Origin of the sequence: Hymenobacter citatus (assembly GCF_014333615.1) — a bacterium.
GTDB classification, from domain to species: Bacteria; Bacteroidota; Bacteroidia; order Cytophagales; family Hymenobacteraceae; genus Hymenobacter; species Hymenobacter citatus.
Genome location: NZ_JACSCY010000001.1, coordinates 233,302 through 256,581 on the forward strand (window position 1 = coordinate 233,302; position 23,280 = coordinate 256,581).

Annotated in this window: 14 protein-coding genes; 6 read left to right on the forward strand and 8 right to left on the reverse strand. The window is 59.1% G+C overall.

The window, feature by feature from the left end:
* Positions 1-32 precede the first annotated feature (32 nt).
* The 7 genes from H8B15_RS00940 to H8B15_RS00970 form a co-directional block, all read right to left on the reverse strand.
* Positions 33-1,337, reverse strand: a complete 1,305-nt coding sequence (locus H8B15_RS00940) for a GntT/GntP/DsdX family permease (RefSeq protein WP_187317776.1) — start codon at positions 1,335-1,337, stop codon at positions 33-35.
* Between the two features lie 6 nt (positions 1,338-1,343).
* Positions 1,344-3,659 (reverse strand): glycoside hydrolase family 20 protein, encoded by a 2,316-nt coding sequence (locus tag H8B15_RS00945; protein ID WP_216859033.1) that lies wholly within the window; start codon positions 3,657-3,659, stop codon positions 1,344-1,346.
* Positions 3,660-3,847: 188 nt separating this feature from the next.
* Positions 3,848-5,476, reverse strand: a complete 1,629-nt coding sequence (locus H8B15_RS00950; RefSeq protein ID WP_187317777.1) for an alpha-L-fucosidase — start codon at positions 5,474-5,476, stop codon at positions 3,848-3,850.
* Positions 5,477-5,566: 90 nt separating this feature from the next.
* Positions 5,567-7,048, reverse strand: a complete 1,482-nt coding sequence (locus H8B15_RS00955) for a SusD/RagB family nutrient-binding outer membrane lipoprotein (RefSeq protein ID WP_343069119.1) — start codon at positions 7,046-7,048, stop codon at positions 5,567-5,569.
* A gap of 63 nt (positions 7,049-7,111) precedes the next feature.
* A complete protein-coding gene (locus H8B15_RS00960) occupies positions 7,112-10,570 on the reverse strand; it encodes a SusC/RagA family TonB-linked outer membrane protein (protein WP_187317779.1) in 3,459 nt (1,152 codons plus the stop codon).
* 18 nt (positions 10,571-10,588) lie between these two features.
* Positions 10,589-11,479, reverse strand: coding sequence for a FecR family protein (locus tag H8B15_RS00965; protein ID WP_187317780.1), 891 nt, complete (start codon positions 11,477-11,479; stop codon positions 10,589-10,591).
* Between the two features lie 343 nt (positions 11,480-11,822).
* Positions 11,823-12,368 (reverse strand): RNA polymerase sigma factor, encoded by a 546-nt coding sequence (locus tag H8B15_RS00970; protein WP_187317781.1) that lies wholly within the window; start codon positions 12,366-12,368, stop codon positions 11,823-11,825.
* Positions 12,369-12,765: 397 nt separating this feature from the next.
* Here H8B15_RS00970 and H8B15_RS00975 point away from each other — a divergent pair, with 397 nt between their 5' ends.
* From H8B15_RS00975 to H8B15_RS00990, 4 genes are all read left to right on the forward strand, one after another.
* Positions 12,766-16,374 carry an ATP-dependent DNA helicase gene (locus H8B15_RS00975; RefSeq protein ID WP_187317782.1) on the forward strand — a complete coding sequence of 1,203 codons (3,609 nt, stop codon included), beginning with the start codon at positions 12,766-12,768 and terminating at the stop codon, positions 16,372-16,374.
* 241 nt (positions 16,375-16,615) lie between these two features.
* On the forward strand, positions 16,616-18,406 hold the full coding sequence (locus H8B15_RS00980) for a DUF885 domain-containing protein (protein WP_187317783.1): 1,791 nt from the start codon (positions 16,616-16,618) through the stop codon (positions 18,404-18,406).
* A gap of 388 nt (positions 18,407-18,794) precedes the next feature.
* Positions 18,795-19,136, forward strand: coding sequence for a thioredoxin family protein (locus H8B15_RS00985; protein ID WP_187317784.1), 342 nt, complete (start codon positions 18,795-18,797; stop codon positions 19,134-19,136).
* A gap of 62 nt (positions 19,137-19,198) precedes the next feature.
* Positions 19,199-19,972: an ElyC/SanA/YdcF family protein gene (locus H8B15_RS00990; protein WP_187317785.1), complete on the forward strand. Its 774-nt coding sequence runs from the start codon at positions 19,199-19,201 to the stop codon at positions 19,970-19,972.
* A 140-nt stretch (positions 19,973-20,112) separates the two neighbouring features.
* Here H8B15_RS00990 and H8B15_RS00995 read toward each other — a convergent pair whose 3' ends face one another.
* A complete protein-coding gene (locus H8B15_RS00995) occupies positions 20,113-21,510 on the reverse strand; it encodes an NAD-dependent succinate-semialdehyde dehydrogenase (protein ID WP_187317786.1) in 1,398 nt (465 codons plus the stop codon).
* 234 nt (positions 21,511-21,744) lie between these two features.
* On the opposite strand from H8B15_RS00995, the gene H8B15_RS01000 reads away from it, so the two are divergent.
* On the forward strand, positions 21,745-22,302 hold the full coding sequence (locus H8B15_RS01000) for an RNA polymerase sigma factor (RefSeq protein ID WP_343069120.1): 558 nt from the start codon (positions 21,745-21,747) through the stop codon (positions 22,300-22,302).
* Between the two features lie 2 nt (positions 22,303-22,304).
* Complete coding sequence (locus H8B15_RS01005) at positions 22,305-23,159, forward strand: anti-sigma factor domain-containing protein (protein ID WP_187317787.1); 855 nt, start codon at positions 22,305-22,307, stop codon at positions 23,157-23,159.
* Positions 23,160-23,280: the final 121 nt, after the last annotated feature.

Consider the following 23,280-nt stretch of genomic DNA (forward strand, 5'->3'; position numbering starts at 1 on the left):
TCAGCAACGTAGAGACACAAAATATTGTGTCTCTACACCAGCGCATCCAGCACCAGCACACCTACCAGGCCCAGGCCGCCCACCAGGGCTTCCATCACCGACCAGGAGCGGAGCGTGTCTTTTACGCTCACGTTGAAGTATTCTTTGAACAGCCAGAAGCCCGAGTCGTTGACGTGGGAGAACATTAGGCTGCCCGCACCCACGGCCAGCACCATCAGGTTGGGGTTGGTGTGGGTTTGCTGAAGCAGCGGGGCAATGAGGCCGGCGGTAGTGAGGCCCGCCACGGTGGCCGAGCCCACGCAGGCCCGAATGATGGCCGCCATCAGCCAGCCCAGCACCAGCGGGGGTAGGGCCACGTGCCGGAGCTGCTCGGCAATGGCCAAGCTGGCGCCGCTGTCGGTGAGCACTTGTTTGAGGGCCCCGGACGCCCCAATGATGAGCAAGATCATGCTGATGTCCTTCACGGCATCGGCGTAGATGACCATGATCTGCGGCATGGTGCGGCCCTGCTTCAGGCCCAGCGAGTAGGTGGCGTAGGCCACGGCCAGCAGCATCACGATGGAGGGTTGGCCCAGCAGGGCCATCACGCGCTGGAAGGGTAGGCCGGTGAGGAAGGGGTAGCCGGCGGCCAGCATCAGCAGCAGCACCGGCAGCAGGGCCGTGAAAAAGCTGTTGGCCGTGCCGGGCGGATTGGCGGCGGGCTCGGTTGCGGCAAACGCCTGCAACGGCCGCGATACAATGCCCGTGAGCGTACGGGCAAACAGCGGCCCGGCAATGATGATGGTCGGAATAGCCACGGCCAAGCCGTAGAGCAGGGTCTGGCCCATGTTCGCCTCAAACTGCACCACCAAAGCAGTAGGCGAAGGGTGTGGGGGCAAAAAGCCGTGCGTCACCGACAACGCCGCCAGCATGGGCAGGCCGATGTAGATGGCGGGCAGCTTGTATTGGTAGGCTACCGAAAAAATGAGCGGCACCAGCAGCACAAACCCGATGCCGTAGAACAGCGGAATGCCAATCACAAAGCCGGTCACCACCATGGCCCACTGAATGTAGCGCGGGCCGAAGGCGCGCATCAGGGCAGCGGCCAGCTTCTCGGCGGCCCCGCTTTCGGCCAGTAGTTTGCCCAGCATGGCCCCGAAACACAGGATAATCACCAACGACCCTAGCGTGTCGCCGATGCCCTTTTCGATGGATTTCGGGATATCAGCCAGGGGCATGCCCAGCAGCACGCCGGCTACCACCGAAATCAGCAGAAAGGCCACAAAGGCGTTGATTTTGCCGAGCGCAATCAGCAGCACCAGGCCTACGATGCAGAGCAGAACAATTGTGATGGTCATGCGGTCTTAGTTTACGAACAGCTCATCTACCAGCAGCCAAGCCTTGCCGCCCGCCCCATACTCCCCGGCCGGAACAACGCCTTGGTTTTGAGCCGTAAGGCGCACGTAGCGCGCCGAAACCGGCACAATCGTAGCACGCACCGGGTTGATGCCGTTCTTGGGAAAATCGGTCTGCCGGTACACCTCGCGGTAGTGCACGCCATCGGTGGAGACGGCGAAGACCAGCGCGGTAGGGGGCCACATTTTCTGCCAGTGGTAGTTGAGCACGTGGGTGCCCAAGGTACGAATCTGCTGCACAGCGCCCAGGTCGAGGGTGGCTTCCAGGTCGGTGCCGCTGAAGCCGTACCACTGCCCCTCGTTGTAGCGGGGGCTGCCCGCCGCGCCATCCACCATGCCCCACAACGAGCGGCCCTGGTGGTAGCTGCCCGCCGGCGGGTGGGCCAGCGTGACGGGCTTACCGGTGGACAGGCCCACCGTAAATTCCCGGCGGTAGACGGGCTGCACCGGGGTAGCGCCCTCAAACACAGCCGCCTGCACCACGCAGCTCCGGGCGATGGACAGAGGCGCTTGGTACACCGGGCTTTGCGGGGTAGGCGCGCTGCCATCGGTGGTGAAGCGCAATACGCCGGCAGGGGCGGTGGTGCGCAGTTGTAGCTGAGGTAGGTTTCGTGGACCGGCCCAGAGCGAGTCAGTCACCCAGTCGTAGGTGCGCGAGGGCGCCACGCCTCGGTGGCGCAGTACACTGTCGTGGGTGCGCACGCGCTGTAAAAACGCGGGGTAGTCGCGCCCGCTTGGCGGCGACCACGCAATTTCGGCCAGGGCCAGCAGGCGCGGAAATACCATGTATTCCAGTTTGCCGGCCGTGGGCATATACTCAGTCCAGACGTTGGCCTGCACGCCGCGCACGTGGCGGGCCTGGGCGGGCGTCAGCTCGGCCGGTACTGGCTCGTAGCGGTAGAGTTGGCTTAGGGGCGTGTAGCCGCCGGCCGCCAGCGAGTCGGTGGGGTAGAGGGTTTGGAAGTAGTCGAGGTAGACTTGCTTTTCGGGCGTCATCACCACGTCGTGGCCCAGGCGCGCCGCCTCAATGCCGGCTTGCTCGCCGGTCCAGCTCATCACAGTGGCGGCGGGGGGTAGGCCGCCCTCCAGGATTTCGTCCCAGCCCAGCAGGCGCTTGTTCAGCGTAGCTAGGTGCTTGCTGATGCGCCGCACGAAGTAGCTCTGCAACTCTCGCTCGTCGCGCAGGTGCTCCTCTTGGATGCGGCGCTGGCACTTGGGGCACACTTTCCAGCGGGTTTTGGGGCATTCGTCGCCGCCGATGTGCAGGTACTGGCCCGGAAACAGGGCCGCTACCTCGTCCAGCACATCGGTGAGAAAGGCAAACGTGGCCTCGTTGCCGGCGCAATACACGTCGTCAAACACGCCCCAAAAAGTGGCAGTATGGTAGGGGCCGCCCGTGCAGCCCAGCTCGGGGTAGGCCGCCAGCGCCGCCGAGGCGTGACCGGGCAGCTCAATTTCGGGAATGATGGTGATGTGACGCTGGGCGGCGTAGCGCACCAAGTCGCGCACGTCGTCCTGGGAGTAGTAGCCGCCGTAGCGCTGCCCGTCGAACCGATGGGGTAGGTCGCGCTTGTGGCCGATCAGGGTTTCGTCGCGGAAAGCGGCCACGGTTTGCAGGCGCGGGTACTTCTTTATTTCGATGCGCCAGCCCTGGTCGTCGGTGAGGTGCCAGTGAAAGGTGTTGATCTTGTAAAACGCCAGCACATCCAGCCACTTCTTGAGCGTATCCACCGGGAACATATGCCGGCTCACATCGAGGTGCATGCCGCGGTAGGCAAAGCGCGGATAGTCAGTAATGGTGCAGCCGGGTAGCATTACGCGGTCAGCTGGTTTCGTTGGAATCAGCTGACTCAGCGTCTGCAAGCCGTAGAACACGCCCGCCGCGTCGTGGCCGGTTATCGTCACGCGGCGGCGGTCGATGGTCAGTGTGTAGCCTTCGGGCTGCGGCACGGCAGCGCTGTCTAGTTGCAACAGCACTACGTCGGTGCGGCGCTTCGTGGGCTTTTCTTCTATTGTGAGGCCCGTGGTTTGGCGTACGTACTGCCGGAAGCTGGCAGCTTGGTGGTCGGGTAGGCCTTGTCCTACCACCAGCCGAGTGTGCGAACTGAGGGTAAACCCCTGTCCGGTGGTGGTAGCCTGCACCGGCCGCGGAATAATGGGTAGCGCCGCCTGTGCCCAGCCCATTGGCGCCATTCCTACTCCTCCCAGCAGCACAAGCAGTAACAGAATCCAGCGGTTGTAGGTGGCAAGGCGGGTAGGGTGCAAAACGGAAAGATAGGAGGTTCAGGAAGAGGTTAGGGTAGGGTAGAGACACCCAGGGAGGGGTGGCGTTGCGCTCAATACGCGGAAGGTAGTGGAAGTACCGCGAAGCTCTGCTTCGCGACCGGACGCGCAGAATAGGTTCTACCGCGTCGGTCACACGGTCGCGAAGCAGAGCTTCGCGGTACTTCGACCTAATTCACCAGCTTGGTATCCCCTTCCACATTCACGCCGCTTTGCTCGGCTTCGGCCTTGTACTCGAAGGCGCCTTTGGGCGATTTTACGGTGCCCACGAAACGGCCATCGGGCCCTACCTTCACCCAATCAGAATATTTCCACGGGTCGGCGTAGAGGGTTTCCACGCGGCCGCGGTAGGCGCGATAGGCGAAGCGGGCGCGCGTCACCTGTTTGCCTTGGTAGTTGTAGAGGCGGCCGTTGAGGGCGTGGCCGGCGGTGGCAGCTTTGGCGGCGCCGGTTTCCACGGTCACGGCCGCGGCCATGGCGGGCGCTACGTGGTCGAGCTTGATGACTACGGCGTTGGGCCAGCGGTGGTCGTCGTAGATGCGCTGGGCCTTCACCACCGACACCTCCAGGCCGTTGGCGGTTTGCTTGTAGCGGCAGCTCACGTCGAGGTTGGGCTTGTACTCCATGATTTTGCTGTTCTGCCCCAGCACGCTCACCACCGTATTGGGCTGGGCCTTCACCGAGTGCAGCGTGAAGGTGCGTCGCTCGCCCTCCTTCCAGTCGGCCACTTCCGTCACGATGGCGTAGAGGGCGTCGCCCTTGGCCGTGAAGAGCACGTTGTTTTCCTTGTTCACCACCCAGGCCCGGGTGCTGTCGATGGCCTCGTGGTTGAGGAAGTACCAAGCGGCCATTTCGCGCAGGCGGTCTTCCTGCTCCTGGGGTAGGGCGCCGTTGGGCTTGGGTCCCACGTTCAGCAGCAAGGAGCCGCCCTTCGAGCGGGCTTCTATCAGCAAGTCAATGAGTTGTGTGCCTGACTTATACCGCTCATTCGTAGGCTGATACTGCCACGCCGTGCCAATGGTGATAGGCGACAACCACGGCTGCGTGATAGGCGTGCCGGGTAGGGTTTGCTCGGGCGTCTTGATGGCCCCGCGTGTAATCAGAATGTTGGGCTGCAAGCGCCAGCAGGTTTCCTTCACCACTTCCTTCGGTTCGCCATCAATAAAAAACACGTCGATTTTGCCGTAGTTGGTCATCAGCTCCTCGCACTGCCGACGGTTGTAGTCCTCGTACTTTTTGGTGAGGACCGCGTCCATCTTCACGTTGTCGCGGCTGATGGGCAGGTGGTTGGTGTGCAGAAAGTAAAAGTCCTCGGGCGAGAAGTAGAAGCCCACATCCAAGCCCGCGGCACGGGTGGCCGTCACAAACTCCTTCAGCAGGTCCTTTTTATAAGGGGTTTTGGTGATGTTAAAATCCGTGGTTTTGGTGTCCCACATGCAAAAGCCCGCGTGGTGCTTGGTGGTGAACACAATGTACTTCATACCCGCCAGCTTGGCCAGTACCGCTATCTGGTAGGGGTCGAACTGGCTGGGATTGAAGGTTTTGGGTAGCTCGTTGAAAAACCGGTCGGCGTACTCATCCGAAGCGCCTACCAGCGAGTGGCTAATTACCACGCCCAGCTGCGCATCCACACTGAAGTGGATAAACAAGCCGGCGGCGGTGTTTTTCAGCCACTGCTCGCGCTCGGGCTTGTTCAGGTTGTAGCTGCTTTTCTCGTCGTCGTTCACCACATCGTTCTGGGCCAGCGCGGCCCGGCCGCCGAGAAGTAGGAGTAAACAGATACTTAGTATTCTATTCATTCTGAAAGCGTAAGGTTCTGTTGATCGGTCTGGTGGTTACCCCAGCCCCCGGCCCCCTCCGGGAAAGGGGGCCGGGGGCTGGGGTACCGTCTACTTATCCCAATACACCCGCGTGAGCAAGGTATTAGGGCCCTGGCGGGCAATGGCCGCGTTGTAGGCCGCCGTGTTCAGGTTCTGCTCAGATACTGGGTACAGGAACCGGCGCGGAAACTGGCCGCCGGTGGCATTGCCGGGGTAGTTGTTGGGCGTGAGGGTAGGGTCGCCCGTGCGTCGATAGCTGGCAAAGGCCTCCTGCGCATCCGGGAAAATGCTCACCCAAAACTGCGTATAGATCTGCTTCATCTTATCGTCGAAGCTGCCAGCCACCAGCTGGTTGTTGTTCACATACCCCGTAATGCGTTGGGCTGAGAGTGCCCCATCCGTAGGACTGATGATGGCCCACTGCCGCAGGGCCGCCCGCACGCCGTTGCTGTACAGGGTAGGGGCTGCCCCGCCCGACCATCCCCGCAGGGCAGCTTCGGTTTGCAGGAAATACGACTCGGCCGCCGTGAAAACCAGGCGGGGAGAGTTCAGGAGCAAGACCGTTTTAGGATTTGGTTCGCTCAGCTGGGCAAAGTTGGCGGGTTTGGCGCTCAGGTTGGCCGGCATACCCTGCTGCTTGGCAAAGGCCGTGTCGGTCTGGTTGGGCGTGCCGCCAGTATACACCACCGAGATGATACCCAGGCGCGGGTCGCGGGTTTGCTTGAGGTAGTCGATAAATACCTTCTGGTACTTGCCGCCCTCCTGGTTGGTGCTGCCGTTGGCGGCAATGTAGTCGTTGATGAGCAGGTTGTAGGCCAGCGGGTTCTGGTTGATAATCTGCCCACTAGCCAAGTAGTTAACCTTCGCAATGTCGGCATCTTCGGTAATCACACCGCCCGCCAGGGCCTTGGTAGCCCAGGTTTGGGCGGCGGCAATGTCTACCTTGGTCAGGCGCATACCCAGGCGCAGCATCAGGGAGTAAGCAAACTTTTTCCACTGGGCCGTATTGCCATTATAAAGCAGGTCGGCGGCGCCGAAGGTCGGCTTGGCAGGGTCTAGACTTGTGGCGGCTTCGTCCAGCTCCTTCAGCATATCGGCGTATATGTCCTTCTGCGGGTCGTAGGCAGGCGTGTACTGCGCATCGGTGTAGCCCTGGTTGGCCTGGAAGTAGGGCACATCGCCATACACATCGGTGAGGCGGCTGTAGCAGTACACGCGCCAGATGCGCGCCGCGGCCAGCATGTTCACCTTGGCAGGGTCGTCCCGCACGGCATTGATGACCAGGTTTATTTCGTTCAGCGCATTGGGGTAGGCGGTGCTAAAGGCCGCCGACGACGAGTTCACCTGGCTGGCAATATACTTGGAGCCAAACCCGGCCACGTCGTTGAAGCTGGTGGTGTACTGCATGGTGCCCAGTAGCAAGTACAGCATGTTGGCTACCCCATCGTACTGCGCCTTGGTGAAGACATACTCCGGGGTGATGGTACCCACGGCATTGGGGTTGGTGTTGATTTCCTCGAAATCCTTGGTACACGCGGTCAGCGTCAGCACACCAACCCCGACCAGTAGAACACACTTAAGGAAAAATCTATGCATCGTTGTGGAGACTGAGAGTTAGAATTTCACGGACAGGTTCAGGCCGTACGAGCGGGTGCGGGGTAGGCCAATGGACTCCAAACCCTGGTAGTTGCTGTTGCTGAAGCTCTGCTCCGGGTCGAAGTTGGTGTGCTTCATCAGAATCAGCAGGTTGCGCGCCACAAAGGCAATGGTGGCCGATTGCAGCTTGAAGCTGCTGATCTGAAACGCCGGCAGGTTGTAGGCCAGAATCACCTGGCGCAGCTTGATAAAGCCGCCATCGTGCAGGAATAGCTCCGAGTAGTTCTTGTAGTTGTCGTAGTAGTTGCGCAAGCCGCTCACCGGCACCAGGCGGGAGTAGGGGTCGCCGGAGCGCGTCACGCCCGTGAGCTGCAACCCGTTTTCCCGGCCCGGCAGCGTCGATTTCAGCAGGCCCAGGCGCGTTTCATACACCTCACTGATGGAGAAGACTTTGTTGCCAAACTTACCATCGAGCAACACGTTCAGCGACAAGCGCTTGTAGCGAAAATCGTTACTGAAGCCCATCGTCAGCGGGGCCACGCTCTTGCCCAGCGGTTGCAGGGCCGTAGCCACCGGGTAGCCGCTGGCCGCGTCGAACACGGTGTTGCCGTTTTCGTCTTTCTGAATGCGGGTTCCCACAATCTCGAAGGCTGATTGCCCCACTGTGTTGTTGATGTAGGCCCAGTTGCCCACCGTCGAGGCCAGGTTGATGGAGTTGATGCCCTCCACCAACTGCAATACCTTGTTGTCGTTGTAGGCCAGGTTGTAGCTGGTGTTCCACGAAAAATTAGCCGTCCGAATAGGCGTGCCGCTCACCAGGGCCTCAATGCCGCGGTTGCGCACTTTGCCCGCGTTCAGATACACGCTGTTGTAGCCCGAGGTAGGACTGATGGTGGTATTCACAATATCGTTGTCCGTCAGGCGGTTGTAGTACGTTAGGTCGAGGCTGAGGCGGTTGTCCAGCAATTGGGCTTCCAGGCCACCCTCGGCGGTAGTCGACAGCACCGGGCCCAGGTTGGCGTTGGTGATGCCCGCCAGGCCGGAGCCGGGCACGTTGCTACTCACGTTTTGCAACGGCCTACCCGAGCTGGGCACGTTGCTGTACGTCAGGTTCACGGCGTAGGGCTCGGGCGCGCCCTGCCCCACCTGGGCGTAGGCGCCGCGCAGCTTCACCAGGTTCACGGCGCGCGGCATGTACACCACATCCGACACGATAAAGCTGCCGTTGATGCTAGGGTAGAACTTGCTGTTGTTGCTGGGGCTGAGCGTGGAATACCAGTCGTTGCGGCCAGTCACAGTCAGGAAAAACAAGCTCTTGTAGTTGAAATCGGCAGAGCCAAAAATCGAGTTCACATCCTGGCGCTGAGCCAGTGCCAGCGTGGTGCCCGTTGCCAGGTTGTTGTAGCTGTAGAAAAACGGAATGGTGAAGCCCGTGCCCGCTTGGTCTAGCTCGTTCAGCGACGAGCGCCGCTTGTTAGCCCCGGCCAAAAACGACAGCCCTACCTCCTTAATCTGCTTAGTATAGGTAAGGGTAGCCAAAGCGTTGGTTTCGCTCACGTCCGATTTGATGCCCGCGTATTGCCCCGTAAGCGCGTAGAGCGTGCCCGTGGGCGTGATATTGCGGTAGTTGTAATCGTAGTGGTCCTGGCTCACGGTGCCCTTCAGCACCAGGTTTTTCGCCAGCTCGTAGCTCAGCGAGGCCTGCCCGATAAAGCGGTTTTTGCGGTCGTCTTGTTGGAATTTGTTGACCACGAAATAGCCGTTGGTAGCCACGCTGGCGTCGTTCCACACGGTTTCGTAGCCATTCGCATCATAGCCCGGCTTCAGCCAGCGCACGTCGGCGGTGTTGGCAATCATGTAGGGCGACCAGTTGGGGTTCGCCAGGGCGTCGCCGGCGCTGGGGCGTTTGTTCGCCGTTTCGATGTTGTACTGGGCCAAGGCCTCGTAGCTGAGCCGTGGGCTCAGCTTCCCGCTCAGGTTCAGGTTGCCGGTTTTGCGGTTGTAGGTGCTGCCTGGCAGCAAGCCCTCGCTGTCCAGATTCGACAGCGAAAAGCGGTAGGCAATACCCTCATTACCACCTGATAAGGCCAGCGTGTTGGTAAAGGTGCGCCCCAGCTGGTAGAAGTGCTTAAGGTTGTCCTTCTGCGCCACGTAGGGGTGCGTCTGCCCGTCTACGCCCACGTAGTCGGTGGAACCGTCGAGCCGCGCGCCCCACGACCGGCGCCCCGTCGATTGGGCAGCGGCCAGGGTAGTCGGCTTCACGCCCCCATCGCCCTGCCCATACTCGTACTGAAACTCAGGAATAACGGAAATGGATTCGATGGTAGAGGTCGAATTAAATTCTACCCCGATGCCCTTCTGCGCTCTACCCTTTTTGGTAGTAATCAAGATAACGCCATTGCCGCCGCGCGAGCCGTACAGGGCCGCCGCAGTACCGCCCTTCAGCACCGTAATCGATTCAATATCATCGGGGTTGATGCTGGCAATGCCGTCGCCGCGGTCCACGTTGGTGCCCCCGCCGTTGGCGGTAGGCGCCTGCCCCGGCACCGAGTTGTCCATGGGCATACCGTTCAGCACGTACAGTGGCTGGTTGTTGGCCGAGCCCGACAACGAACCGTTGCCGCGAATAATCACCCGGCTGGAGCCGCCCGGCCCCGTGGAAAGGCCCGCTACGTTCACGCCCGCCACCTTGCCGGTCAAGGCGTTGGCCACGTTGTTTTCGCGGGCCTGCACCAGGTCTTCACCCTTCACTTCAGCCACGGCGTAGCCCAAATCGCGCTTTTGCTTGGCAATGCCCAGTGCCGTTACCACCACTTCATCCAGGGTCTGGTCGCTCTTGGCGAGCTTGATGGTGAGGGGAGCCGCCCGATTTGTCACCGTCACCTCCATTTTGGCGTACCCAATAAAGGAGGCCACCAGCACCACGGGTTGGCCCTGGGAGGTAGGGGGGAGCTTCAACTCAAAGTTGCCCTCGGCGTCGGTGCCAGTGCCAATTTGCGTGCCTTTCACCACCACCGTGGCGCCCGGCACGCCCGATCCATCTTCTAGCACCACCTTTCCCTTCACCACGTCATCGGCGAGCTGGGCGTTGGTTGAGGAGTAGATAACATACTGCTTGGCACCAATGCGCTTGAACTGCAAATGCACCGCAACCAGCAACTGGGCCAGGCTATTTTCTGCGGTTAGTTTTGAACTGCTAAGGTCTGCAACAGCCGCTGCCACTACGTATTTATCATCCAGTAGGCCCTGTTGGAAAGCCACCTGAATCTGATAGCGGGACTTCAGCTCGTCGATAGCCTCCCGCAACGGCTTTTTTGCGGTTTCGGCGGGGTATTGCGCCTGCTGATCATAGGACGATTTTTGAGGTGTTGTGTGTGCCGCAAACGCCACTTGCGCGTGGGTAGGAACACTCTTCAATAAAACGACCAGCAATGGAACGCACCACTTACCGGAACTCGTAGAGTCAAGTTTTCTCATGCAGTTAAATTGAAAGAGTTAGTGAACAATTATTTGTTTTCCGTTTTGGTAGATGTTCACGTGTAAGGAGGTTGAAATAATTTCTAATAAGGGCGCTACCCCCGTAACCTGTATTTCTCCTTCGATTTTTAACTGCTTAATGGCATTATCTGCATATTTAATTTGGTAGCCATAAGAATCCTCTAACGTCTGTAAAATATCTACTAACCTAGCATTGGTAAAAACAAATTGCCGTTTCGACCACGTAGTTAATTTTTCGGGATGAGCTAATTTTTGTTTAGCTGTAATGGTATGGGCGGCATATTCTACATAGTCGCCTGGTGCTAAAACCAGCGAGGTAGGTGCAATTGCTGCTGTATCGGTTAATTTAATTTTGCCCGATACTAATCCCACATCAACTTTTTTGCGACGATTGTGCACATTGAATGTAGTTCCTAGTACCTCAATGGATAAATCGTGGCAATGCACTACAAAACGTTCGGTGGGCTTAATGTGCGCAGGGTCCGTATTGAGGTGTACTACTCGAAAAAAGCCTTCTCCTTGCAGCCATACTTCGCGGCTGTTTTTCCCCCAGCCCCGCTGGTAAGTCAGCACCGAGTTGCCGTTTAGCAATACGCTCGTGCCGTCGGGCAGCACCACGGTTTTCAGCTCGCCAAAAGCCGTTTGAAAACGCTGCTCCTGGTTGTACCAGAGTGCGAGAGAGCCCAAACCCACGGGTAGGGCCACGGCCGCGGCGCGCAGCACCCTCGCCAATCGGCGTCTGGGCATGGGTAGGGGAAGCTGCCGGGTAGGGCGGGCTACTGGCCCTGCCTCCGCCGCAATGCGCTGCCAGACAGCTGCTTGCCGTGCCTGGTTGGAAAACGTGTCCTGCGTTCGGTAAGCGCGAATAACACTGGTTGCCTCCGTCATGGCCACCTGTACAACTGGGTAGCGCTCTGCTACCTGCTGCCAGAAGTAGGTAGACTCGGCTGTGGGACGAAGCACCGCAGCGACGAAGTCATCGTCTGCCAATAGGTCGGTTGTGGTGAAGGAAGCGTATTTGGCAAAATCCATAGAAGCGCACGAACTGTACACTTCCTATAGACTTGGGGGTACTGAATTATCCCTCCCCCAGAAGAAAAAAATAAGAAAAACATAACGATGACGTAACGACAATAGAAATTTATTTGCCAAATAAATTGAATATCAACGCATTATGTGTTGTAAGGAAGTGCTGGATTACCAGCCGCGTGAAAGCACTCAAACTGTGGCGTTACTTGTTCAAGGCTACTTCCATGCTATGCAACGCTTTGTAAAGGAGTTTATAGGCTGAGGATACCGTTATACCCATGATATCGGCAATTTCTTGATAATCAAAGTCTTCGTAAAAACGAAGAAAAATAATTTCTTGCTGCCGGGGCGGAAGCTTAGTAAGAAAAAAATTAACCTTAGTTCGTAGCTCTTTTTCTTCTTCTCCTACTATTATGTATTGATCGAAGGAAACTTCAAACGGTATTGAATTGTCATCGGAAATTTCCACAAATCGGGATTGATTCTGCGCTTTCCGAAGTAAGATATTGCGTAAGGATTTGTATAAATAATTTTTGACTGATACAGGAGTGCTTAGGTTTTGTCTATTGGTCCATAAACCAATAAATAAATCTTGTATAGCATCTTCAATTAGAGTAACATTCTTAGTGAATTTATAGCCGTAGTTATTCAATGGGGTAAAATGCTGATCATACAAAGCAGTATAAGCGCTCCAGTCACCTTGCTTAAAAAGATTCCATAACACCAATACTTCTTCAGGGGAAGGCATGAGAGATTAGTAGAATCAGAAATAAAACTTATGTAATGAATGGAGCCGTATGATATAGTAGAGCCTACTATACCAACCCATAAATACCATTTAATTCAATGAATCTTAAATCTTGGTTAGCTTTTTTTAATAAAAGCAGATTGTAATAGTACTTTATTTATTTTGATATAATATTTTTTATAAAATTTGCAAGAAGTATGAGATGCTATAGTTGTAGTGCCGTGAGTCATTCCTGTTTAAAGCGGAAGTCCTGAACGGTACAGCTAACGGTGACACAGAAACTACCAAGTAACAGTGTAGCGTCGTGTAATGGCCATGTGTAGTACCGACGCATGTACCGTATCTTTGAAGCTTCCCCCGGCGCGCCATCACCCTCTTCGCGCCGGATTAAAGAAGTATGAGCTTATTCGATTCGGCGGCGAAACCCGTGCGGGCGGCCGTGGTGCACGTGTTTGCCACCGGCCCCTACCACCCCGGCAACGGCCACGGCCTATTGCACGTGGGCCTGCTGCCGCTGGTGCCCGATGCCCAGGTGCAAGCGTGGCTGTTGAACCCCGAGCGGGAGCATTCGGCGGCCGTGTTTCAGGCCTGCCGCATCAGCAACGAAAAAGCCGCCGAAGCCCCTACCTGGCTGGAAAGCAAAGCGGAGGTGCAGGCCGCCTTTGCCCAGTTTGATGCACTGCTGATTCTGGACCGCGCCGGGCAGCCCTCACCCGAGCGCCTGTGGCTGGAGCAAGTGGTATTGGCTGACCTCCCCAAACCACCCATTTGCGCGGCCCTGGATGAGCTGCTGGCCTTCTTCCTACCCCAGGAGGTACTCGACGATGCCGATGACCTCAAGGAAAAGCTTCTCGCCGACAAAGCCTGGCGCGAGCGGGTGGGCTACGAGAAGAGCCTACCCCAATTGCCCTTCGTACTGCATGCCATGCGCCGAAGCGTGCGCTGGGTGCTGGCCAGTCTGCTGCGCGTGCAGGGTGCTGGTAGCGGCTCCTGGCTACCCGCCTACGCGTTGCTACACAGCATCGTAGCCGATGCCGTGCGCCGGCCGGTGGCCCTGCGCGGCTTCCGGCTGCTGCGCGCCCTGGCCCAGCAGCCCGACTGCTGCGACGATGCCCCGGCCCCCACCGAAACCACTCGCGAGGCTACCCAGCGCCGGATGCCCCGGCCCGCGCCCTTCCCCGAGCGCCCTCAGGCCCAACAGGCGCAACAGCTGCTGCTGGACTGGCTGGCCCGTTGGCGCGACCAGCCCGACGATGCCACCACGCCCGGCCTGGGTATCAACCAGGTATTAAAAGAAGAACACGTAACCGAAGCCTTTGCCGAGCTGCGCAAGCAGGTAGGCGCCGACGAGCTGAAAGTGCGTGAACCCCAGCTGCGCTACGCCCGTTTCGTGGCGCGGGCCATTGCGGGCGAGGAGGGACCCTATGCCCTGGAAGCCGGCACTGGTACCGGCAAAACCTTCGGCTACCTGGTGCCCGCGTTGGAATACCTGCGTATTGCGCCCGGCGCGGCCGTGATTGTGGCTACCTCCACCAAAAACCTCCAGGAGCAGATGCAGCACGGCGAGCTGCCCGCTCTGCTGCGCCAGCCCGATGGCAAACGCGTGCCCCGCTACGCCGCCATTCGCACGGCCATGCTGAAGGGCAAAAATTGCTACCTCTGCGCCGAGGCGTTGGGTAGGAACTTCGAGGCCAGCTTTGAGCGTACCGCCGACTGGGCCGAGCGCTTGGCCTGGCTATACCTGGCCCTGCGCCTGCGCGACACCCACGGCGAGGTGGAGAACATTGCGCCCCAGGTAGCTGACCGCCTCGGTGGCGCCTTGTTTGGTCTACTGCGCCGCGTGACGGCCGACCGCGCCTGCCGCCACGGGAAGCTACCCGACCGTACCGCCTGCGTGTATCCCGCCCACCGCAAGCGCGCCGAGGAAGCCAACCTAATTATCGTAAATCATCACAAGCTGGCGCTCCTACCCCCGCAGCTGCTGGAGCGGGCTAAGGTGTGCATTGTGGACGAAGCCGACCGTTTTCCCGACAACTTCCGCTCGGCGCTGGCCCGCACGTTTAATGCGCGGGAGCTGGTGGAGGAAATCGTGGAGCCGCTGCTGGGTGGTCCGTCGGCCGTGCCGCGCCGGCCGGAGGAAACCCCGCCTACGGAAAAGGAGCGCACGCGCCGTCCGCCCGAAGGCCTGCTACGCGAGCTGGACGCCCGTTTCAGCGACGAAGAATACGCCCTGTGGAGCAAGATTCCGCTGGATGAGCGCCCCGGCGCCACCGACGCCGAGCAGCGCGCCTACGAAGCCTGGGATGAAGCTCGCCTCCACGACCTCGTGGACCAGGCCGCCCTGTTGCACCAGGTAGCCGAGGCCATGCACGAAACCCCCGCCGCCGCCGATGCCCTCCATACTGCCCACCTGGCCGCCGCCGCCGCTGCCGCCGCGGCTGACCCATTGCGCCGCCGGCGGGCGTTGCGCACGGTGCGGCAGGCCGTAGAAGCCGTGCGCGAGCCGCTGCTAGCGAGCCGCAATGTCTTGCAGGAGGTAGGGCAACATTTCCTGGCGCGGGGTAGGGAGGCGGCGCGGCTGCCGTTCCCGGTGGGCGAAACGCACTGGCAGGACGAGGTATGGGTGCGCCCGGCCTACGGGGGTAGGGGAGGGCGCCTGGCCCTGGCCGAGCCCCTGCAAGCCGCCCTGCGTCCCTTGTTGGCGCCCCTCACCGCCGCTGCCCGCGAACTGGGCCTCATTGCCCGGCAGCTGGGCACGGCCCTCAACCTGGGCAACGCCGTGGACATGGACGAGGAAGAATTCGACTCGCCCCCCGACCACGACGAGCGCCTGCGCCTGCGCACCGTGCGCCTGGTAGATACGGCCCTGAGCCAGGTGGAAGTGCTCACGCGCTTGCTAGGAGAATTCCCGTGCCGCGGTTTCGTGCCGGTGCTGGAGCGCACCCGCGACCACGACGAGCTGGGCTGGAACCTCATCCGCAAGCCCTACGACCTCTGGCCCTACCTCACCACCCACGACCCTACCTCTCTGGCCGTGTTGGAGCAGTTGGAAGATGAGCCCGCCGCAACCTTTGCCGAGCGCCAGGCCGTGGCCCGACAGGCCGCCGGCCGCCTGGCCAACGAGCCCGCCACGCCGCTGTTCGACCTGTTTCGGACCGTCATCTTCACCTCGGCCACGCTGTACGTCGAAAACAAGCTCGACTACTTCCGCCGCCAGCTCGACCAGCGGGTGCCGTTTGTGGCCGAGGAGCGCATTACCTCGGTGTTCGATTTCAAGGATGAGGAACGCGAGCCGGTGCTGGGCAGCGTGCCGGCCTACCTGCCGCCGTTTCGGGCGGGGCTGACACCGGCGGCGCTGGAAAGCTGGCGTGTGGCCCAGCTGCACACCCTGCTGCCGCTGCTGGTAGCGCTGGAAGGCCGCACGCTGGTGCTGTTCACATCGGTAGAAGACCTGCGCTTTGCCGCCGAGTGGCTGGCCGCCCCACTGGCCGCGCACGACATCGAGCTGATCTGCCAGCGCGGGGCCAGCCAATGGGAAATCCGGCGGTTTCGGCGGGTGGCGCAATCGGTGCTGCTGGGGGTAGACCGCATGTGGACGGGCGTGGACTTCGCCGGGCCTACCCTCTCGCAGGTGATTGTGTGGCGCCTGCCGTTCCCCTCGCTCGGCGACGTACTCATCAGCCACCGCAAGCGCTACGAGGCCGACGACGTGTTCTGGAATCAGTTCTACCGCCCAGCAGCCCGCCTGAAGCTGCGCCAGGGTTTCGGGCGTCTCGTGCGCCGCGAGAAGGACCGGGGTGCCTTCGTCATCCTCGACGCCCGCGTGGCCGCTACTTTCTACGCCGACGTGCTGGAGGAACTGGAAATCCCCCTCACCCCCGACCCACATGCCCACGCCCTACTCACGCGCACCACCGGCCCGTTGCTGCACCTGCTCAAGCTCGGCACCGAGTTCCAGCGCCGCGGCCTGAGCCTGGAGAAGCTGGTAGGGTTGCTGGGAGGGTAGGAGAATGGTGGGGTAGGGGCGGCTTGCAGCCGCCCGTTATATAGGTTGGGGCGAGCAAAAAGCATGTCATCCTGAACGCAGCGCAACGGAGTGAAGGACCTTATCACGCAGGAATGACGGGCGAATCAACGACTTATTCAGACGTGATAAAGTCCTTCACTGCGTTCAGGATGACATGCGGATTTTGTTCCAAATGACAGACTTTTTCCTCCTACCTTGCCTTTCTATTCAACCACCCCCTATGCCACACCTTTTCTCCTCAAAACTCATCCTACCTACCTTACTGGCTGCTACCTCGTTATTGGCCAACTGCGGCGGCGAATCTGAAAGCCGCAAAATAGCCGAGACCGAAGCCAAGCCCGATGCTGCTTTCGGCCGCTATAAAACCCAGTTCATTGATTCGCTGTGGTACTACAATCCCGAATGGGCTTCGGGTGCGGGCTACCACCGCTATGATTCGCTGCTAACTATTCCCTCGGCCGGGCGGCGGCAGGTGGAGGCCGCCTTTGTGGCGCGCCGCATCAAGGAGATGCAGACCTGGCAGCTCAACGAGCTATCAACCGACAACCAGATCGACTACCAGCTGATGCAGAACTACCTGCACGGCGCCCGCTGGTACAACGACACGCTGCAAGCCTGGCAGTGGGACCCCTCCAACTACAACATCAGCGGCGGAGTAGCCGAAATCCTGAACGGCCGCTACCAGCCCCTAGACCGTCGCCTGCGCAATATTTCCCTCAAAATTAACCGCTCCACTGAGTACTACGAAGCGGCCAAATCCAACGTCAACCGGCCCACTCGAGAGCACACCGAACTGGCGATTCTGCAAACGCAGGGCGGGATGGACGTATTTGGGAAGGCGCTGGCCGACTCGGTAGCGCGCTCGGGGCTGTCGGAGCCGGAAAAGCAGCAGCTCACTACGCGCATTGGCGTGACGCGCCTAGCCATGCAGGAGTACATACGCTTTCTGAAAGAGGAAGTATTGCCGAAAAAAGACTTTCGTAGCTTCCGATTGGGCCAGGCGCTGTTTGATCGGAAATTTGCCTATGATATTCAGTCGAGCTACACGGCCGAGCAGGTGTACCAAAAAGCGCTGGCGCACAAGCAGGACCTGCTGCGCGATATGCAGGTGCGGGCTCATCGTATTTATCGTAAATACATAGAATATGAGGTAATGCCTAAGGATAGCACCCAAATAGTCAAAGACGTAATAAATGTTTTGTCAAGAAAACACGCTTCAAAAAACGGTTTTGTGGCGGCGGTGAAGGCGCAGATTCCTACCCTCACCAAGTTCGTAGACGATAAGAAGCTGCTCACCCAGGACCCCACCAAGCCGCTGGTGGTGCGCGAAACGCCCAAGTACATGCGCGGCGGCGGGGCGGGCGCCAGCGTATCGGCCCCCGGCCCCTACGACAAGGGCGCCGATACCTACTACAACGTGGAGCCCCTGGACAACCTCACCGACGCCCAGGCCGAAAGCTACCTGCGCGAGTACAACGACTACACGCTGCAAATCCTGAATATTCACGAGGCCATTCCGGGGCACTATACGCAGCTGGTGTACGCCAACCGTGCGCCCTCGCTCATCAAATCCATCTTCGGCAACGGCGCCATGATTGAGGGTTGGGCCGTGTACTCGGAGCGCATGATGCTGGAAAACGGCTACGCCGGCGGCTCCGACGAAATCTGGCTGATGTGGGACAAGTGGAACATGCGCGTGACCCTGAACGCCATCCTCGACCACGAAGTGCACGCTGGTAACATCACCGAGGCCCAGGCCGTGGCCCTGCTGCGCCGCGACGGGTTCCAGGAGGAAACCGAGGCCCGCAACAAGTGGCGCCGCGCTACCCTCAGCCAGGTGCAGCTCAGCAGCTACTTCAGCGGCTACACCGATATCTACGGCCTGCGTGAGGAAGTGAAGAAACGCGAGGGTAAGGATTTCAGCGTGAAGCAGTTCAATGAGCAATTTTTGAGCTATGGCAATGCCCCAGTGAAATACATCCGGCAGCTCATGCTGAAGAAAGCGGAGTAGCACTGCCTCCGTTACATAAATAAAATAGGTTGCGGAAAAGCCCGGCAACGGCCCGTTAGGGTACCGTTGCCGGGCTTTTTTAGTCAGGAAATTTGCCCCTAGGTTAAAATCCGCGCAAAAAAGAACGTCCTGCTGAGCTTGCCGAAGCATCTCGCGTGCTGACGAAAGATAGTATCTCACATCAGCACGCGAGATGCTTCAGCTCCGCTCAGCAGGACAAACGTTTTTCAATCCTTATTATTTAGGAATCAGGCTAGACTATACGGTGCTTATAATAAGCGTTTTACGTCTCAATATTTCAATATGGGAATTAATGGGTTCATTTTTGCGTCTGCGCAGGACATACACCCATCCAACCCCTATCTTTGCCGCCCGAAACATGCTGTCCATGAAAATAATCGATACGAACGACGAAGGCCTGCGTACGCTGATTCATGATTACCCCAAAGTAATTGCCAAGTTCACGTCGGCTAACTGCGCTATCTGCGACTTGCTGGCGCCGCCGTTCGAGAAGTTTGCGGCCGAACCGGTGTACCAGGGTATTGCCTTTCTGCGCCTCGATTCGGACCAGAACCCGGTAGCCAAAAAGATGATGGACGAGCGTATTGCGCCGTTTTTTGTGATCTACTACAAAGGCCGTATGCTAGAGTGTGATACGCTGAAAACAGAAGAAGAAGTGAAGGCTTACCTGACACAGCTGTTGGTCTATACGCCGGCTCCTGTGGTATAAGGCACTGGCCAATAATTGCGAGGGCACGCCCGCACTGCTACGGTCTGCGTAGCTTTGCGGGCGTGTTTTTTCTGCTTTCCAAAATTCTCTTCTACGCCATCATGCCGGCCGTGTGGCTGCTGGGGCTGCTGCTGGCGGCCATAGTAGTGCGCCAGCCGAGGTGGCAGCGCCGGTTGTTGATGGCGTGTGCTGTGTTGTTTGTGCTACTCACCAACGGTGCCCTCATCAACGAGGCCCTACTTGCCTGGGAGCTACCGCCGGTGCGGCCCGCGCAGCTACCCGCCCAGTCCGATGCCGGTGTGCTGCTCACTGGCATCACCAAAGGTAGCAAGTCGCCCCACGACCGGGTATACCTCAACACCGGCGCCGACCGCCTTACCAATGCGTTGTGGTTGTACCGTGCCGGCCGCATCCGGCGCATCATTGTGTCAGGGGGCTCGGGGGAGGTAGGGGGCAGCAAAACCGGGCGCTCCGAGGCGGCTCAACTCGCTACGCTGCTACGCCTTGCGGGTGTGCCAGCACAAGATATTTTATTGGAGAAGCGCAGCCGCAACACCCACGAGAATGCTCTGTATACCAAGCAGCTTCTCGCTCAACATCCAGAAATTAAGTCGCTGGTGCTGGTCACCTCCGCGTTTCATCAGCGCCGGGCACTGGGTTGTTTTCGACGGGTAGGGCTGCACCCAACACCTTTTCCGGCGGGCTACTATTCCGTCAATCGCCAATTAGCACCCGTCTACTGGCTCCTACCCGATGCCAAAGCCCTGGCCGACTGGAGCATCCTGCTACACGAGTTAGCCGGCTACGTGGTGTATAAGGTGCTGGGGTATTGTTGAAGTTGTGAGTAAAAAAGAAGTGTGTCATACTAAGCAGCGCGAAGGACCTTCTGTTAGCTGAACGACAGGCGTAACGACGACTCGTTCTACGGGCATAAGGTCCTTCGCAGGCTCAGGATGACAAGCGTCTTTATATCGACTCACTCCGTTTTCTTTTCCTCCGGCTTCTCGTCCGCCGCAATCCAGAGGCTCTTCTGATTGACAAACTCACGGATGCCGAGGTAGGAAAGTTCCCGTCCGTAGCCCGACTGCTTCACGCCGCCAAACGGCATTTCCGGCGATGATTTCACAATAGCGTTGACGAAAACGGCGCCGGCTTCCACGCGGCGGGCCAGGGCTTCGCCGCGGGCCACGTCGCGCGTCCAGATAGAGCCACCCAAGCCGTAGGGCGAGTCGTTGGCGAGGCGCACAGCATCGTCGGCGTCGCGGGCTTCCAGCACCAGCGCTACGGGGCCAAAGAACTCCTCGTGGTAGGCCGGCTGGCCGGGCTGCACGTTGGTCAGAATCATGGGCCGGAACAGGGTAGCGCCGGGCGCGTCCTGGCCGCCATCTAGCGCCACGTGGGCACCTTTGGCTACAGAATCCTGCACTTGCTGGGTCAGCGTATCGGCCAGGTCGGGGCGGGCGAGGGGACCGTATTGCGTAGTCTCGTCGAGCGGGTCGCCGGTCTGAAAAGCTGCCATATGCTCTTTCAGCTTCTGGGTAAACTTGGCTACTACCGGCTGCTCCACAATGAAGCGTTTGGCGGCAATGCAGCTCTGCCCGGCATTGATCATGCGGGCCTGAGTGGCATTCTTGGCCGCCACGTCCAGGTCAGCATCGGCCAGCACAATAAACGCATCGGAGCCGCCTAGCTCTAGTACACTCTTTTTGAGGTATTTGCCAGCCAGCGCGGCCACGCTGGCGCCGGCGCGGGTGCTGCCCGTGAGGGTCACGGCCCGCACCCGGTTGTCGGCCAGCAACGGTTCCACATGGCCCGTATCGATGAGCAGGGTGCGGAAGGTAGCCGGCGGAAAACCGGCATCATGAAAAATCTTTTCCAGGGCCAGCGCACACTGCGGTACGTTGGGCGCGTGCTTCAGCAGGCCCACGTTGCCGGCCATCAGGGCAGGCGCGGCGAAGCGAATCACCTGCCACAGCGGGAAGTTCCAGGGCATGATGGCCAGCACTACCCCCAGCGGCTCGTGGGCAATGAAGCTGCGCCGGGCCGCCGTCCGGATGTCCTCATCTGCTAAGAATTGCTCGGCGTGCTCGGCGTAATAGTCGCAAGTGGTGGCGCATTTTTGCGCCTCGGCGCGACCGTCGGCAATGGGCTTGCCCATTTCGAGGCTCATCAGGCGGGCCAGCTCCTGCTCCCGCTCGCGCAGCAGGGCGGCGGCGTGGCGCATGCGCTCGGCGCGGTGGGCAAAAGAGGTGGTGCGCCACGCGGCAGCGGCCTCGTGTGCCTGCCGTAAAATATCTTCGGTTTCGGGCCAGGTAAAGGGCGCAAACTCTTGCAGCACCTGCCCAGTGTAGGGGTTGATGGAGATGATAGCCATTACAGAACAACAAGGGTGGGAAGCTTATGGTTACGCAGCCACTATTGCCAGCGTCTGCTATACCCGAAAACTTGTAACACAACCGTTGCCCGCCCGCACGTAGAAGGCTCGGTAGGGGAGGGGCATACCAGGGAAAATGAGCTGCACTACGCGAATAAAACTTTATCCCGTATTTTGCCAGCCTATCGGGCCCTCCCCACCGCTGCTTCACTCGCCCATTTATTGTACTAATCTGTGTCAGCTACTATCCTAGAGTCATCGACCTCCTACCCGGAGGACCTACTCGTGCAGCGCTTGCGTGACCGCGACGAGTCGGCCATGACCTTGTTTTATGACAAATATTCGGCGGCGCTGTACGGGGTCATCCTGCGCATCGTGAAAAAGGAAGAAATAGCCGAGGACGTGTTGCAAGAAGGTCTGGTCAAAATCTGGCATTCCTTTCAGTTCTACGATTCGTCCAAAGGGCGACTTTTTACGTGGGTACTGAATATTTGCCGCAATTTAGCCATCGATAAAATCCGGTCCCGGCAGTACCGCGTAGGTACTCGCATGACACCATTGGAGGATAGTGGTGTCATGCGCCAGGCGGCCTCCTCCGGGTTTCAGCCTGAGCATATCGGACTGCAGGAAATCACAAATCAGCTCAACCCTGAACAGAAACAAGTGATTGACCTGTTATACTTTGGCGGTTTTACTCAAAGCGAAGTGGCAGAAGAACTCGACTTGCCGTTGGGCACCGTAAAAACTCGGGCCCGGGCAGCAATTAAGGTATTATCAAAACTGATTCGATAGCCGTGGACATTCAGGAATACATCGAATCAGGCATTCTGGAGCAGTACGCCCTCGGCGAGCTACCAACGGTAGAACAGGCAGAGGTAGAACGCCTGGCTGCCATGCACCCCGCTATCCGGCAGGAGCTGGATAGCGTGATAGAAGCTCTCAGCGGCTATGCGGCTCTGTATGCCCAAACACCACCCGCCGACATGCGCGACCGGGTGCTGGCCGGCTGGAAAGCGGCCATCGACGCCGACGAAACTGCGTCGGCACCTGTGGCTGCACCCGAGCCGGTGGTGCGCTCCATCACCTCGGCGCCGGTAGAAGAGGCTGCACCGGCTGCGCCCCGCTTCAACTGGGTGATGGCCGCTTCCATTGCGTTTCTGCTGCTGAGCGTGGGCATCAACTTTGTGCTCTATTCGAAATGGCAGAACGCCGAAACCAGCCTGGCTGCTGTGGAAAGCGACCGGTCGTTGCTGGCAGCCTCGCACATGGCAGTAGAGAAACGATTGGGTGAGCAAACCAACGAGCTGTCGGTGCTGCGCAGCGACGAGTTCCGGACAGTAGCCCTGAACGGCACGCCTGCCGCGCCCAAGGCCAGCGCCAAGGTGCTCTACAACCCCAACACCCGCACCGTATACGTAGATGTACGGAGCCTGCCCGAACCGCCTGCAGGCAAGCAATACCAGCTATGGGCTCTCGACAATGGTAAGCCTGTAGACGCCGGTGTGTTGGATTATGCCACGGCCTCTGGCGAAAGCCTGCAACATATGAAGGACATTGCCAGTGCCCAGGCTTTCGCCATGACGGTAGAGGACGCCGGCGGCAGCCCTACCCCCACACTATCGACCATGACGGTGGTAGGCAATATTTAACCGTAACAGGCAGCGGCTTCACTGAGAAGTAAAAACCGCAGTTCGGTGTTCTTGAGCGCTTCGTAGCTGAACTATTGGCTGCGAAGCGCTTTTTTGCGTATATAGGCTAAACTTTATCTAT